At 74.9% G+C, this 14,171-nt stretch carries 13 protein-coding genes and 1 tRNA gene; 2 read left to right on the top strand and 12 right to left on the bottom strand.

All coding sequences use genetic code 11. From position 1 onward, the window contains the following. Nucleotide 1: 1 nt before the first annotated feature. The 9 genes from folK to dacB all read right to left on the bottom strand — a co-directional run bounded on the left by folK (nucleotide 2) and on the right by dacB (nucleotide 8,805). Nucleotides 2–508: a 2-amino-4-hydroxy-6-hydroxymethyldihydropteridine diphosphokinase gene (folK, locus tag ACI79S_RS03555; protein ID WP_456592066.1), complete on the bottom strand. Its 507-nt coding sequence runs from the start codon at nucleotides 506–508 to the stop codon at nucleotides 2–4. After that, complete coding sequence (gene folB, locus ACI79S_RS03550; protein ID WP_456592065.1) at nucleotides 505–876, bottom strand: dihydroneopterin aldolase; 372 nt, start codon at nucleotides 874–876, stop codon at nucleotides 505–507. Before folB ends, folK begins: the two co-directional genes overlap by 4 nt. Next, nucleotides 860–1,723 carry a dihydropteroate synthase gene (gene folP, locus ACI79S_RS03545; protein ID WP_456592064.1) on the bottom strand — a complete coding sequence of 288 codons (864 nt, stop codon included), beginning with the start codon at nucleotides 1,721–1,723 and terminating at the stop codon, nucleotides 860–862. The genes folB and folP overlap by 17 nt, the downstream gene beginning before the upstream one ends. A gap of 13 nt (nucleotides 1,724–1,736) precedes the next feature. Beyond that, a complete protein-coding gene (gene folE / locus ACI79S_RS03540; protein ID WP_456592063.1) occupies nucleotides 1,737–2,354 on the bottom strand; it encodes a GTP cyclohydrolase I FolE in 618 nt (205 codons plus the stop codon). 13 nt (nucleotides 2,355–2,367) lie between these two features. Further along, on the bottom strand, nucleotides 2,368–4,341 hold the full coding sequence (ftsH, locus tag ACI79S_RS03535; RefSeq protein WP_456592062.1) for an ATP-dependent zinc metalloprotease FtsH: 1,974 nt from the start codon (nucleotides 4,339–4,341) through the stop codon (nucleotides 2,368–2,370). A 302-nt stretch (nucleotides 4,342–4,643) separates the two neighbouring features. After that, nucleotides 4,644–5,228 (bottom strand): hypoxanthine phosphoribosyltransferase, encoded by a 585-nt coding sequence (gene hpt, locus ACI79S_RS03530; protein WP_456592061.1) that lies wholly within the window; start codon nucleotides 5,226–5,228, stop codon nucleotides 4,644–4,646. Beyond that, complete coding sequence (gene tilS / locus ACI79S_RS03525) at nucleotides 5,225–6,253, bottom strand: tRNA lysidine(34) synthetase TilS (protein ID WP_456592060.1); 1,029 nt, start codon at nucleotides 6,251–6,253, stop codon at nucleotides 5,225–5,227. The genes hpt and tilS overlap by 4 nt, the downstream gene beginning before the upstream one ends. Nucleotides 6,254–6,258: 5 nt before the next feature. Beyond that, nucleotides 6,259–7,341, bottom strand: coding sequence for a zinc-dependent metalloprotease (locus tag ACI79S_RS03520; protein WP_456592059.1), 1,083 nt, complete (start codon nucleotides 7,339–7,341; stop codon nucleotides 6,259–6,261). A 48-nt stretch (nucleotides 7,342–7,389) separates the two neighbouring features. After that, the gene (gene dacB / locus ACI79S_RS03515; protein WP_456592058.1) at nucleotides 7,390–8,805 is read right to left on the bottom strand and encodes a D-alanyl-D-alanine carboxypeptidase/D-alanyl-D-alanine endopeptidase; all 1,416 of its coding nucleotides are present in this window, start codon (nucleotides 8,803–8,805) and stop codon (nucleotides 7,390–7,392) included. Between the two features lie 56 nt (nucleotides 8,806–8,861). Between dacB and ACI79S_RS03510 the strand changes: the two genes are divergently transcribed. Continuing rightward, complete coding sequence (locus ACI79S_RS03510) at nucleotides 8,862–9,356, top strand: inorganic diphosphatase (protein ID WP_456592057.1); 495 nt, start codon at nucleotides 8,862–8,864, stop codon at nucleotides 9,354–9,356. Between the two features lie 210 nt (nucleotides 9,357–9,566). On the opposite strand, the gene ACI79S_RS03505 is transcribed toward ACI79S_RS03510, so the two are convergent. The 3 genes from ACI79S_RS03505 to tmk all read right to left on the bottom strand — a co-directional run bounded on the left by ACI79S_RS03505 (nucleotide 9,567) and on the right by tmk (nucleotide 13,142). Further along, nucleotides 9,567–9,639: transfer RNA gene (locus ACI79S_RS03505), tRNA-Thr, on the bottom strand. A gap of 57 nt (nucleotides 9,640–9,696) precedes the next feature. Beyond that, nucleotides 9,697–10,893, bottom strand: coding sequence for a DNA polymerase III subunit delta' (locus ACI79S_RS03500; protein WP_456592056.1), 1,197 nt, complete (start codon nucleotides 10,891–10,893; stop codon nucleotides 9,697–9,699). Continuing rightward, complete coding sequence (tmk, locus tag ACI79S_RS03495) at nucleotides 10,890–13,142, bottom strand: dTMP kinase (RefSeq protein ID WP_456592055.1); 2,253 nt, start codon at nucleotides 13,140–13,142, stop codon at nucleotides 10,890–10,892. The genes ACI79S_RS03500 and tmk overlap by 4 nt, the downstream gene beginning before the upstream one ends. 202 nt (nucleotides 13,143–13,344) lie before the next feature. On the opposite strand from tmk, the gene ACI79S_RS03490 reads away from it, so the two are divergent. After that, nucleotides 13,345–14,169: a trans-aconitate 2-methyltransferase gene (locus ACI79S_RS03490; RefSeq protein WP_456592054.1), complete on the top strand. Its 825-nt coding sequence runs from the start codon at nucleotides 13,345–13,347 to the stop codon at nucleotides 14,167–14,169. Nucleotides 14,170–14,171: the final 2 nt, after the last annotated feature.

Genomic DNA, 14,171 nt, shown 5'->3' with positions numbered 1-14,171 from the left:
CTCAGTGCAGGTGGTCCCAGCGCACGACCGCCGCCACGTCGGCGGGGTCGAGCGTGGCCACCAGGTCGGCGACCCGGCCGCGGCCCGGGAGCACGGCGGTCGGGTCGAGGGTCAGCCAGGGCACCAGCACGAACGCCCGCTCGTGCGCCCGCGGGTGCGGCAGGGTCAGCGCGGGGTCCTCGGAGAACACGGGGGCGCCGTCGTCCCCGGACACGGTCACCACGTCGACGTCGAGGGTGCGGGCGCCCCAGCGCACCTCGCGGGTGCGGCCGGCGGCCTCCTCCAGCTCCTGGGCGCGCGTCAGCCAGCCCCGGGCGTCCCGCTCGCCGCGGACGACGGCGATCGCGTTGAGGTACGGCGGCTGCTCGACCGGCCCCCACGGCGGGGTCTCGTACAGCGTGGAGCGGGCGACCAGCACCCCGTCGTCCTTCAACGCGGTGAGCGCGGTGCGCAGCGCGCCGGCGCGGTCGCCGAGGTTGGCGCCCAGCGAGAGGACGGCGCGGCTCATGCGCGCTCCCGCCGGATGGTGACCTCGACGTCGTCGAACGGCACCCCCAGCTCGGCCTCCGGCTTGTGCACCGTGATCTCCACGGCCTCGACGAGCTCGTCGGCCAGGCAGACGTCGGCCAGCCGCTGCGCCAGGGTCTCCAGCAGGTTCACCGGCTCCCCCACCAGCACGCGCTGCAGCTGCTGGGCGAGGTCGGCGTAGTTGACGGTGCGCTCGAGGTCGTCGCCGGCGGCCGCGGCCGAGGTGTCCAGCTCCAGCACGGCGTCGACGAGGAACAGCTGACCGCGTTCGCGCTCGAAGGAGTAGACGCCGTGGTGGGCGTGGGCGCGGATGCCGCGCACGGCGATCCGGTCAGGCGTGCGGGCCACGGCCGCCTCCTCCCGCCGCGCGGACAGCGGCCACGGTGCGGACGGCATCCACCGACGCCGCGGCGTCGTGGACGCGCACGCCCCAGGCGCCGGCCTCCGCGGCGAGCACCGTGGTGGCCAGGGTGGCGGCGTCGCGCTCCTCGGCCGGGCGGGGCACGCCGTCGGCGTCGGCGAGCAGCCGGCCGAGGAAGGTCTTGCGCGAGGCGCCCACGAGCAGGGGCAGCCCCACGGCCACGAGCCGGTCGAGCCCGGCCAGCAGCGCCCAGTTGTGCTCGGCGCGCTTGGCGAAGCCCAGGCCGGGGTCGAGCACCAGCTGGTCGGGGCGCACCCCGGCGGCGACGACGTCCTCCACCCGGGCGGTGAGCTCGGCGCAGACCTCGGTGACGACGTCGCCGTACTGCGCCGCGGCGTACATCTCCCGGCTGTGCCCGCGCCAGTGCATGAGCACCCAGGGGACGCCCGCCCCGGCCACCAGGTCGGCCATGTTCTTGTCGGCCAGCCCGCCGCTGACGTCGTTGACCAGCACCGCACCGGCGTGCAGCGCCGCCTCCGCCACCTCGGCGCGGGTGGTGTCGACGCTGGTGCGCACGCCCGCGGCGGTGAGCTCCCGGATCACCGGGAGCACGCGGCGGCACTCCTCCCCCGCGTCCACCCGGTCGGCTCCCGGCCGGGTCGACTCCCCGCCGACGTCGACGTAGTCGGCGCCGGCGGCGTGCATGGCCAGCCCGTGCGCGATCGCGGTGGCGGGGTCGGCGAAGCAGCCGCCGTCGGAGAACGAGTCGGGCGTGACGTTCAGGACGCCCATCACCAGGCAGTGACCTGGACGGGGCAGCGCGACCGGGCTCATCGACGCGCCTCGCTCACCGGCCGAGCACGAGGGCCATGGCCTCGCTGCGGGTGGCCGCGTTCTCGCGGAAGATGCCGCGGACCGCGGAGGTGACCGTGGAGGACCCGGGCTTGCGGACGCCGCGCATCGCCATGCACAGGTGCTCGGCCTGGACGACGACCAGCACGCCGCGCGGCTTGAGGGCGTCGTCGAGGGCGTCGGCGATCTGCCGGGTCATCCGCTCCTGCACCTGCGGCCGGCGGGCGTAGACCTCGACCAGCCGCGCCAGCTTGGACAGCCCGGTCACCCGGCCGTCCTCCCCCGGGATGTAGGCGACGTGCGCGACCCCGTGGAAGGGCACCAGGTGGTGCTCGCAGGTCGAGTACATCGGGATGTCCTTGACCAGCACCAGCTCGTCGTGGTCCTCGTCGAACGTCGTCGCGAGGATGTCGTACGGGTCCTGCGCGAGGCCGGCGAAGGTCTCCGCGTAGGCCCGTGCGACGCGCGCCGGGGTGTCCTGCAGGCCCGGCCGGTCGGGGTCCTCGCCGATGGCGAGCAGCAGTTCCCGGACCGCCGCCGCGGCCCGCTCCTGGTCGACCCCGGGCGCCGGGGCCAGCAGCTGGTCGGCGGGTTCGGCCGGGATCTCGCTCATCGGTGGTCCCGGCTCATCGCTGGACCGGGGCCCCGACGTCGCCGACCGGGCTGGTGTCACCCGACCCGTTCTGGCCGGCCCGCTCCGCCGGCGTGAGCACCGGCGGCCGGTTCGACGGGGTGCGCTTGCCGAAGCCGTTGTACGGGGCCAGGGACGGTCGCTTGGCGACCGGTGCGCAGATGCGCGCCATGTCGTCCTTGGAGAGCGTCTCCTTCTCGATCAGCTCCAGCACGAGCTGGTCGAGGACCTCCCGGTACTCCACCAGGATCTCCCACGCCTCGTCGTGCGCGGCCTCGATGAGCGCGCGGACCTCCGCGTCGATGTCGGCGGCGACGGCCTCGGAGTAGTCGGGACGGGAGCCCATGTCCCGGCCGAGGAACGGCTCGGAGTCGCTGCTGCCGTACTTCACCGCGCCCAGCTTGGCGCTCATGCCGTACTGCGTCACCATCGCCCGGGCCATCGAGGTGGCCTTCTCGATGTCGTTGCCGGCCCCCGTGGTCGGCTCGTGGAACACGAGCTCCTCGGCCGCCCGCCCGCCGAGGGCGTAGGCGAGGGTGTCGATCATCTCCGACCGGGTCTGGGTGTACTTGTCCTCGGTCGGCAGCACGAGGGTGTGCCCCAGCGAGCGGCCGCGCGGCAGGATCGTCACCTTGTGCACCGGGTCCAGGTTGGGCAGCGCGTGCGCCACCAGGGCGTGCCCGCCCTCGTGGTAGGCGGTGACCTTCTTCTCCTTCTCGCTCATCGCCCGCGTCTTGCGCTCGGGGCCGGCGATGACGCGATCGATCGCCTCCTCGAGGGTGGCGTCGGTGATCAGCGAGCCGTTGTTGCGGGCGGTGAGCAGCGCGCCCTCGTTGAGCACGTTGGCGAGGTCGGCACCGGTGAAGCCCGGCGTGCGGCGGGCCACGGTCTCCAGGTCGACGTCGGGCGCGAGCGGCTTGCCCTTGGCGTGCACCTCGAGGATCTTCTTGCGGCCCTCGAGGTCGGGGCGGTCGACGGCGATCTGCCGGTCGAAGCGACCCGGGCGGAGCAGCGCGGGGTCCAGGACGTCGGGCCGGTTGGTCGCGGCGATCAGGATGACCCCGCCCTTGACGTCGAAGCCGTCCATCTCGACGAGCATCTGGTTGAGCGTCTGCTCGCGCTCGTCGTGCCCGCCGCCCATGCCGGCGCCACGCTGCCGCCCGACGGCGTCGATCTCGTCGACGAAGATGATCGCCGGGGAGTTCTCCTTGGCCTGGGTGAAGAGGTCGCGGACCCGGCTCGCGCCGACACCGACGAACATCTCGACGAAGTCCGACCCGGAGATGGAGAAGAACGGCACGCCCGCCTCGCCGGCGACCGCGCGGGCGAGCAGGGTCTTGCCGGTGCCGGGCGGGCCGAACAGCAGCACGCCCTTGGGGATCTTCGCGCCGACGGCCTGGAACTTCACCGGGTTGGCCAGGAAGTCCTTGATCTCGTGCAACTCCTCGATCGCCTCGTCGGCGCCGGCGACGTCGGCGAACGTCGTCTTCGGCATGTCTTTGGTGATCTGCTTGGCCTTGGACTTGCCGAAGGCCATGACGCCCCGGCCGCCGCCCTGCATCGAGTTGAACAGCCAGAACAGCAGCAGGAGCAGGATCAGGAACGGCAGGAAGCTGACCAGCAGGCTCACCAGGAGGCTGTCCTGGGTGACGTTGGTGTCGAACTCGGCCGTCTCCCCCTCCTGCGCGCGCAGGAGGTCGACGATGTCGCCCTCGACCGCCACCGGGTAGGAGGTGGTGACCTCGGTGCTGCCCTCGACCTCGTCGGTCAGCTCCAGGTCGAGCGTCTGCTCCTTGGTGTTGAGCGTCGCCGACTCGACGTTGCCGTTCTCGATCTGCTCGAGGGCCGTCGAGGTGGTGATCTCCTGCCGGTTGCCCTCGCCGCTGAACAGCGACGAGACGGTCAGGGCCAGCAGGATGACCAGGACCACCCAGAACCACACGGAGCGGAAGATCTTCTTACGTTCCATACACCGATGCCGGGCGCCGGTGTACCGGCTCGCCCGTCGACCCTCCTGATCGTCCCGGGGACGCCGCCAACGGCCCGGGTACGGACCCCGGCGCTCGGTGCAGCGTCGTCGGGATCGACGGTACACCGGTGTACCTGGGCGACTCCTGCGTGCGAGCTGGGAACCTCCCCCACCCGGGCGAGTCCCCCCGCGCGGCGGGAGCCGCGCCGGTGACGGGCCCGGAGGGTCCTCTCCGGCGGCGGCGGAGGGCTCCGCTCAGCAGGGGTACGGCACCCGCCCGCGGTGTCGTCCGGAGGACGGCGTCAGGCGTAGACCTCGGGCTTGAGCGTGCCGATGTAGGGCAGGTCGCGGTACCGCTCGGCGTAGTCCAGGCCGTAGCCGACGACGAACTCGTTCGGGATGTCGAAGCCGACGTACTTCACCGGCACCTCCACCTGCACCGCGTCGGGCTTGCGGAGCAGCGTGCAGACCTCCAGCGACGCGGGGTTCCGGCCGCCGAGGTTCTTGAGCAGCCAGGACAGCGTCAGCCCGGAGTCGATGATGTCCTCGAGCACGAGGACGTGCTTGCCGGTGATGTCCCGGTCGAGGTCCTTGAGGATGCGGACGACACCCGAGGAGCTGGTGGCGGACCCGTAGGAGGAGACCGCCATGAACTCCATCTGGGTGGGCAGCTGCAGCGCGCGGGCGAAGTCGCTCATGAACAGCACCGCCCCCTTGAGCACGCCGACGAGCAGGACCTCCCGGCCCGCGTAGTCGGCGGCGATCGCCGCGGCGAGCTCGGCGATCTTGTCGCGGATCTGCTCCTCGCTGAGCAGGACGTGGTCGATGTCCGGGCCGTAGCCGTGGTCGGGACCGAGTGCGCCGGGCGTGCTGGCAGGCTCCGTCACGGAGTGTGCTCCTCGTGGGGTGCGGTTCCGGGGGTGCCGCGCCGACCCTCCGGCGGCAGCAGCACCAGAGTGCCAGACGCCCGGACCACGCCCGCGCCGCCGGGTAGGTCGACCACGCCCTGCCCCCGCCAGCCGGTGACCAGGTTCTCGACCGCGCGCAGGTGGACCGCCTGCAGGTCGGGGACCCCGGCACCGCGCAACCACCCGCGGAGGACCCGTCGGCGGAGTGCGGGCGGCAGCGGTTCCAGCGGCCGGGCGGGCAGGCCGCCGTCGCCGGACTCCGCGGCCAGCCGTGCGAGCTCGGCGGCCGCCAGGTCGTCGAGCGCGTCGAGGTCCTCGCGCAGCAGCTCCGCGGTGCGCGCCAGCGCCGGGGCCACCCCGCCACCGAGGACCTCCTCCAGCAGCGGCAGCGCCTCGGTGCGCAGCCGCACCCGGGTGTAGGCGGGATCGGTGTTCCACGGGTCGTCCCACACGGGCAGCCCCTGGTCCGCGCAGGCCCGCCGGGTGGTCTCCCGGCGGACGCCCAGCAGCGGCCGCCACCAGGAGACGCCGTCGGCGACCCGCTCGGGCACCATGCCCGCGACCGACCGGGGACCCGAGCCGCGGCCCAGGCCGAGCAGGACCGTCTCCGCCTGGTCGTCCAGCGTGTGCCCGAGCGCGATGCGGGCGCCGCGCTCCCGCGCCGCGGCGGCCAGCGCGGCGTAGCGGGCGGTGCGGGCCGCCGCCTCCGGGCCGCCGTCGGCCCCCACCCGGACGGTCAGCACGAGCACCGGGTCCAGGCCCAGCTGCCGCAGCACCGCCGCCGTGCTCTCCGCGTGCGCGGCCGAACCGGGCTGCAGACCGTGGTCGACGATGACCCCGCCGACGCGCACGCCGGCGGGCCGCGCCTCGAAGGCGAGCGCGGCGGCCAGGGCCAGCGAGTCCGCTCCCCCGCTGCAGGCGGCGAGCACGGGCCCCGCGCCGGCGCGCAGCCTGGCCCGGACCGCGTGCCGCACCGCGGCGACCGCGCGAGGTGGCCCGGCCACCGGCCTCAGGCGGGCAGCGCCGGGCGGCCGAGCACCCGCTCCACCCACCGCTCGGGCGCGGTGAGCTCGTCGATCAGCGGCAGGTTCGCCGGCCCTTCCCAGACCCGGTTGAACCCCTCCATGCCGGCGAGCTCGACGACGCCGCCGACGAAGTGCCGGCCGTCGGCGTACTGCTTCATCTTCTGCTCCAGACCCAGCAGCCGGCGCATCACCCGGTCCAGCGGGCCGCGGCCCTTGCGGCGCTGCGCGAACCGCTTGCGCAGGGTGCGGACGGACGGGACCACGTCGGGCCCGACGCCGTCCATGACGTACTCGGCGTGGCCCTCGACGAGGCTCATCACCGCGGTCACCCGGTCCAGCACCGCCCGCTGCCGCGGATCGCGCACCAGCGCCAGCAGTCCCTCGGAGCCGCCGTCCCCGCCCCGCACCGCGTCGGCGAGGCTGCGCAGCAGGTCCTGCAGGCGCTCGCGCAGCACGTCCGGGGCGAGGTCGGTGGCGGCGACGAACTCCGCGATCTGTGCCTCGAGGTAGCCGGTCAGCCAGGGGACGCCGGTGAACTGCAGCTGGTGGGTGACCTCGTGCAGGCAGACCCAGAGCCGGAAGTCCGTCGGGTCGACGCCCAGCTTCCGCTCGGTCGCCACGATGTTCGGCGCCACCAGGAGCAGCCGGCCACCGGTGCCGAAGACCTCGTACTGGCCGAGCACCCGCGAGGAGAGGAACGCCAGCAGCCCACCGGCCTGCAGCCCGGTGGCGCGGGAGCCGATGGCCGTGGCGAGGGCGCCGGGACGGCTCTCCTGGCGCTCGGTCAGCTTGTGCACCAGCGGGTCGAGCAGGGCGGCCATGCCGCGGGCGTTGGCGTCCGCCCAGCCCGGCCGGTCGACGACGACGACCTCCGGCACCGCGCCACCGGGGGCGGGCCGCAACCCGGTGAGGGCCTCGACGTGCGCCACGGCGGTGGCCGCGGCGCGGTGCAGCTCGGCGACGACGGCGGCGGCCTCCTCACGGGTCGTGCTCGGTCCGCTGCCCACCAGCCGGCGGGCCGTGCGTCCGGCGAGGTCCCAGTCGACCATCGAGGAGGCGCTGCTCATCGCCTCACCGTACGCGTGGAGCGCACTCCGGCCCGGCGGGTCGCGGCGTCACCGGCAGCCGCAGGCCGCCAGGGTGGCCGCGACCTCGTCGAGCGCGGCCTCCGCAGCCACCTCGCTCCCCGTCGCCTCGTCCGCCACCACGGCGAAGGCCAGCAGCCGCCCGTCCGCGGTCACGACGGTGCCGGCGAGGGCGTTGACGCCCAGCAGCGTGCCCGTCTTCGCGCGCACCGTGCCCGGCGCGGTCGCCGGGTCGTCGTCCCCGCGGTCGGCGAGGGTGCCGTCGTACCCGGCCACCGGCAGGCCGGCGAGCAGGCCCGCGGCGTCGCCGAGGCTGCCGTCGGCGGCGCCGCGCACCAGGGCGGTGAGCAGCTCGGCGGTCACCACGTCCTCCCGGGAGAGGCCGCTGGCGTCGGCGAGGGTGACGCCGGTGACGTCCAGCCCCGCCTCGTCCAGCGCCTCCACGACGGCCCGGGCCGCGCCCTCGAACGTCGCCGGCTCACCCCGTGACAGCGCCACGTGACGGGCCAGGGTCTCCGCGAGCACGTTGTCGGACATGGACAGCGCCTGCTCGACCAGCCGGGCGACCGGTGCGGACTCCACGGTGCCGAGCGTCCGCGCCCCGGCGGGGGCCTGCCCGAGGACCACGGCGGCGCCGGGCGCGCCGAGCGCGTCGGCGAGGGCCGAGCCGGCGTCCAGGCCTGGTTGCCCGCTGCGGGCGGTCGCCCCGGGGCTGACCCGGGCGCCGTCGACGGCGGTGGCGGTGATCGGCGCGGCGTAGCTGGAGGGGGCGTCCCCCGGGCCCCAGCCGCTGGCCGTGAGCGGGCCGCTGAACAGCGAGCTGTCGACCACGACCCGGGTCACGGGGGTACCGGCGGGGAGCGCGGCGACCACCTGGGTGGCGAGGTCGGCCATGGTCGGGGCGCCGGGATAGGTCATCGACGGCTCGGTGCGCGACAGCGTCGGGTCCCCGCCGCCCACCAGCACGACCTCGCCGGGGGTGGCGCCGCTGACGACCCGGGTCTCGAACGTGTCGGCCGGGTCGAGGGTGGTGAGCGTGGCGGCGGCGGTGAGCAGCTTGACCGTGGACGCCGGGGTCAGGGGGGCGCCGGCGTCCTGGTCGTAGAGCACCTGGCCGGTGGCGACGTCGACGACCTGCGCCGTCGTCCCCGGCCCCAGCGGCGGGCCGGTGACCAGCGGGGTCAGCGTGGCCGCGAGGACCTCGGGGTCCGGGAGGGGTGCGTCGGCCGACAGCCCGGCCAGGACCGGGTCCGCCTCGCCCAGGCCGGGCAGCTCCGCGTCGGGGACGGCGACGGCGCCCCCCTCGCCGCCCAGCACGACGCCGAGCCCGACACCCCCGGCGGCGAGCAGCAGCACGAGGACCACGATGCCGATCGTCATGCGCCGTCGGAAGCGGCCGTAGTTGGCCGTGACGATCGTCGAGCCGCTCGACGAGATGGTGCCCACCCCCCACAGGGGGGCCTGCGCCGACCGGATCGTCCCCCGTGGGCCACACTACGTCCGTGCAGTTCGACGTGACGGTAGAAATCCCGAAGGGCCAGCGGAACAAGTACGAGCTGGACCATGAGACCGGACGCATCCGCTTGGACCGGATGCTGTTCACCTCCACCCGCTACCCGGCGGACTACGGCTACATCGAGAACACCCTGGGGCAGGACGGCGACCCGCTGGATGCCCTGGTGATCCTCGAGGAGCCGACGTTCCCCGGGTGCCTGGTCACCTGCCGGGCGATCGGCATGTTCCGCATGACCGACGAGGCCGGAGGGGACGACAAGGTCCTCTGCGTCCCGGCGACGGACCCGCGGGTGGCGCACCTCAAGGAGATCGAGGACGTGTCGGAGTTCGACCGCCTCGAGATCCAGCACTTCTTCGAGACCTACAAGGACCTCGAGCCGGGCAAGTCGGTCGAGGGCGCCGAGTGGGTCGGCCGCGAGGCCGCAGAGGCCGAGATCGTGGCCTCGATCGAGCGCGCCAAGAACAACTCCACGCACCACTGACCTCCCGCCCGGCCTTCCGGACCGGGCGTCGGGTGCACCGATGGCGGCACATCCCCCCGGGGACGTGCCGCCATCAGCCGTACCCGGCTGCAGGCCGGCGGCCCGACGGCCGGCCGCCCCGGACGGATCGACCGCCCGCCGCGCCCCCGCGGTGCGGCGGGCGCGGGAACGACGACGGGCCCGTCCTCGCGGACGGGCCCGTGCTGCGCGAGCCGCCTGTCGGAATCGAACCGACGACCTTCTCATTACGAGTGAGATGCTCTACCGACTGAGCTAAGGCGGCGGACTGCCCGCACAGCCTACGACACCGCCACGCCGGGCTCGCGCACGGGCTGGGGTGTCACGCGGGCAGGCGCAGCGCGACGGTCAGCGCCTCCAGGGCCACCTGGGGCTTCACGTTCTGCTCCAGCGCACGGCGGCAGGCCAGGATGGCGTCGATGCGGCGCAGCGCCCCCTCCGCGCCGATCCGGCGGGCCAGCTCCTCGGCGTCGGTGCGGCGGTCGGGGTGGTTGAGCTGCGGCGCGGGGTGGGTCGGGGACGACGCAGCGGCGTCGAGGACCAGCGCGTCGCGGTAGAGCCCCGCCAGGTCGACCAGCGCGCGGTCCAGCGAGTCGCGGCCCAGCCGGGTGGCCCGCGACTTCTGCCGCTTCTCCAGCTCCTTGAGCTGGCCGGCACCCCGGCTGGCGGCGGCCACGCCCGGCCCGCGCGCACCCACCCCGAGGCTGGCCTTGACCGCCTCGGTCTCGGCCCCGTCCAGGGCGGCGGAGGCCTCGTCGGCCTCCTCCTTCGCCGCGCCGACCAGGTCGTCGGCGGCGTCCAGGCACGCGGCGAGGGAGACCAGCCGCAGGGGGACGTCGAGCACCGCCTTGCGGGCCAGCCGTGCCGTCTCGTCCCGGGCCAGCCGCCGGGCCCGGCCCACGTGCCCGCCCGACGCCGCGGCCGACCAGGCGGCCAGCGCCGGGTCGACGCCGTCCCGGCGGACCAGCACCTCGGCGACGGCCTCCGCCGGTGGGGTGCGCAGCCCGACGACGCGGCAGCGCGAGCGGATGGTGACCGGCACGTCGTCCGGGTGGAGGCTGGGCGCGCACAGCAGGAACACGGTGCGCGGCGGCGGCTCCTCGAGCATCTTGAGCACGGTGTTGGACGCCTGCTCGGTCATCCGGTCGGCGTCCTCGACCACCACCACCTGCCAGCGCCCCTGCGAGGGGGCCCGGCCGGCGATGCGCACGAGCTCGCGCACCTCGGCCACACCGATGGACAGGCCCTCCGGGACGATCATCTGCACGTCGGCGTGCGTCCCGGCCAGCACGGTGCGGCACGCGTGGCAGGTGCCGTCCCCGCCCGCAGGGCACTGCAGCGCGGCGGCGAAGGCACGTGCGGCCACCGACCGGCCGGAGCCCGGCGGGCCGGTGAACAGCCAGGCGTGGGTCATCGCGGCCGGTTCCGCGATCGCCGCCCGCAGCTCGGCCACCACGGCCGGCTGGCCGATCACCTGCGTCCAGACGCCCTCCTCGGGCGCCACCACCGGCGCGGTCACGGGTGCAGCTGCGGCGTCGCGCCGGTCTGCGCGTGCGGGCGGTGGGCCGCCTGCTCGACCCGGCCGTCGTGCCGGAGCCCGTCCACGCCCTGCGGCTGGGCGAGGGTCTGCAGCGGCAGCCCGGACAGCAGCTCGGCCACCCGCACCCGGATGGCGGCCGCGAGCTCGTCGGGGGACCTGCGGGCGTCGAGCACCAGGTACCGGTCGGCGTCGGCCTCGGCGAGCTCCTGGAAGGTCCGCCGCACGCGCTGGTGGAAGTCCAGCGACTCCGACTCCAGCCGGTCGGCGGCGGCCCGGCCGCGGGCCCGCGCGAGGCCCACCTCGGGCGGCAGGTCGAGCAGGATCGTCAGGTCGGGCCGCATGCCCTGCGTGGCCCAGCGGGAGATGGTGCGGACGTCGTCGAGCGGGATCGTGCGCCCGGCCCCCTGGTAGGCCAGCGAGCTGTCGATGAACCGGTCGGTGATGACCACCTCCCCGGCGTCGAGGGCGGGCCGCAGCACCTCGTGTACGTGCTGGGCGCGGTCGGCGGCGTAGAGCAGCGCCTCGGTCCTCGGGGCGATGCCCACCTGCGCCTTGTCCAGCACGATCGAGCGGATGCCGGCCCCGGGCGGGGTGGCGCCGGGCTCGAAGGTGGCGCGGGCCACCAGGCCCTCGTCGGTCAGCCACTCCTGCAGCCGGCGCACCTGGGTGGACTTGCCGGCGCCCTCCCCGCCCTCGAAGGCGATGAGCACCCCACCCCCGGCCAGCCGGCGCCGGGCCGTGGTGTCGCGGCGCAGCGCCGTCATGACGTCGGCGAGCAGCGGCACCGGCCGGCCGTCGTCCATCTGCCGGTAGGCGACCAGCCCGACGGCGACGGCCAGCAGCCCGGCCGCGAACAGCATGATCCGCTCGCCGGAGATCGGCACGGCGACGGCGCCGAGGTCGATCTCGTCCCGCCCGATCAGCCCCACCCCGATCGGCACGAGCGCGAGGGAGATGATCAGCGCCGCCCGGACCAGGGACTGCACGATCGCGAACGTGCGCCCCCGGATCTCGTCCGCCACCTCGGTGCCGATCAGGGTGATGCCGGCCAGGAAGGCCATCCCGGCGAAGAAGCCCATGGCGACGACCAGCACCAGCGAGATCCACAGCGCCGGCGACCAGGACAGGAGCAGCACCACGATCCCGGCGCCGACGATCGCCACCCCGAAGATCCGCTCGCGGGCCAGGTCGCGGGCGACGCTGGGACCGATCCCGATGCCGAGGCCGAGGCCGACGAAGACGGCTCCGAACAGCAGCCCGTAGGCCGCCTGCCCGCCGCCGAGCACGTTGACGTAGGCCTGGCCGGTCGCGATGATCGCGCCCGCCGCGACGAAGGCGCCGGTGATGCCCACGACCAGGCCCCGGATCAGCCGGGTGTGGCCGGCGAAGGAGAACCCCTTGATCAGCGACCCCAGGAAGCTCTCCTGCTGGCCGACGACCGCCCCCGCGGCACGGCGGCCGCTGATCGAGGGCAGGTTCCAGATGACGACTGCGGCGACCAGGAACGTGAGCGCATTCAGGTAGAGAGCGAGATCCACCTCGTCCACCCCGGGCAGCACGTCGCTGACCCGGCTGCCCACGCTGGTGAGCACCGCGAACACGATCGCCGCGACCACCGGTGTCAGCCCGTAGGTGGTGACCAGGGAGAGCTGGTTGGCCGCCTCCAGCTGGTCCTTGCGCAGCATGTTCGGGACGGCGGCGTCCTTGGCCGGGATCCAGAACAGGCTGAAGGCCTCGATGACGAACTGGGCGATGAACAGCCAGAGCAGGTTGTCGACGATCGGGATCGACGCGAACAGCCCGAACCGGAAGACGTCGGTGACCACCATCGTCTTGCGCCGGTCGAACCGGTCGGCGAAGGCCCCGGCCACCGGACCGAGCACGATGGCCGGGAGCAGCCGGAACAGCAGGACGCCGGCCAGCGCGAACTGCTGCGCGGCGTAGTCCTCGAAGGTCAGCGTGGCGGTCACGGTGATGGCGAGCAGGCCCAGCCAGTCGCCGAAGCTGGACAGCAAGGTCGACAGCCACAGCTTGCGGAAGTCGGGCACCCGCAGGACCGCCCGGATCTTGGCCACCAGCCCGACCGCGCCGGAGGAGTCCGCTCCCGAGGGCTCGCCGTCCTCCCGCACGTCCGCCAGCGGCGGCCCCGCGGACGGCGGCACCGGCGTCCCGGCGGGCGGCAGACCGTCGCCCGGGGCGGCCGGCTCCCCGACCGGAGCAGCCGGCACCGCCTCCTCGGGAGGCGGTGCCGGTGAGTTCGGGTCGGCCGGAATGGCGAGCTCCCCAGGTCGGTGGGCGGCGGGGCGGAGCGGGCCCCGGCGGCGTTACGGTACCGGGCGGGGACCACGTTCTCGGCACCGTCTCACCCGGCGGGGGATGCGGTTTCCGACGGTTCCGCGGGCGGGCGGAGCCCTCTCAGGGTCGGGGACGATGACGGCAACCGGGGATCCGGCGCGCCAGGCCGGCAACTCTTCACCCGGTCGTTGGCGCCCGGACACCTACCTGCGGTTCGCCGGGGAACGCGCCCGCCCGTTCGCCGACCTGCTCGCCCGGGTGGGCGCCCCGGATCCGCGGGTCGTCGTCGACCTGGGCTGCGGCGAGGGTTCGCTGACCGCTTCGCTGGCGCAGCGCTGGCCGGGCGCCCGCATCACCGGCGTCGACTCCTCCCCCGAGATGCTCGCCGCCGCCACCGCCACCGCTCCCGGGCACGTGGAGTTCCGGCTCGGCGACGTGCGCGACTGGACCCCGGCCGGCCCGGTCGACGTCGTCGTCAGCAACGCCGTCCTGCACTGGGTGCCCGGGCACCCGGAGCTGATGGCGCGCTGGGCCGCGGCGCTGCCGGCCGGCGGCTGGCTCGCCGTCCAGGTGCCGGGCAACTTCCGGGCACCCACCCACGCGCTGCTCGCCGACCTGTGCCGCCGCCCGGAGTGGGCCGACCGGCTGGCCGGCGTCGCGCCGCGGGCCGACACCGTGCTCGAGCCCGCCGGCTACGCCGAGGTGCTCACCGCGGCGGGGCTGGTGCCCGACGTCTGGGAGACGACGTACCTGCACGTGCTGAGCGGCCCTGACCCGGTGCTGGCCTGGGTGCGCTCGACGGTGCTGCGCCCGGTCCTGGCCCGGCTCGACGACGACGCCGCGGCGGCGTTCTCCGACGCCTACGCCGAGGCGCTGCGGAACGCCTACCCGCCGCGCCCCGACGGCACGACGTTGCTGCCCTTCCGGCGCGTCTTCGCCGTCGGCACCCGCCCCTCCTGACC

It is taken from the genome of Blastococcus sp. SYSU DS1024, assembly GCF_054050795.1.
Note: the sequence above shows the minus strand (reverse complement) of the source record. Positions and strands in the feature narration are given on the sequence as shown.

What these genes read in the sequence shown, in the direction of transcription:
- folE (WP_456592063.1), bottom strand. Translation starts at nt 2,354, where the DNA reads ATGAGCGAGATCCCGGCCGAACCCGCCGACCAGCTGCTGGCCCCGGCG.
- folK (WP_456592066.1), bottom strand. Translation starts at nt 508, where the DNA reads ATGAGCCGCGCCGTCCTCTCGCTGGGCGCCAACCTCGGCGACCGCGCC.
- folP (WP_456592064.1), bottom strand. Translation starts at nt 1,723, where the DNA reads ATGAGCCCGGTCGCGCTGCCCCGTCCAGGTCACTGCCTGGTGATGGGC.
- ftsH (WP_456592062.1), bottom strand. Translation starts at nt 4,341, where the DNA reads ATGGAACGTAAGAAGATCTTCCGCTCCGTGTGGTTCTGGGTGGTCCTG.
- ACI79S_RS03520 (WP_456592059.1), bottom strand. Translation starts at nt 7,341, where the DNA reads ATGAGCAGCGCCTCCTCGATGGTCGACTGGGACCTCGCCGGACGCACG.
- ACI79S_RS03490 (WP_456592054.1), top strand. Translation starts at nt 13,345, where the DNA reads ATGACGGCAACCGGGGATCCGGCGCGCCAGGCCGGCAACTCTTCACCC.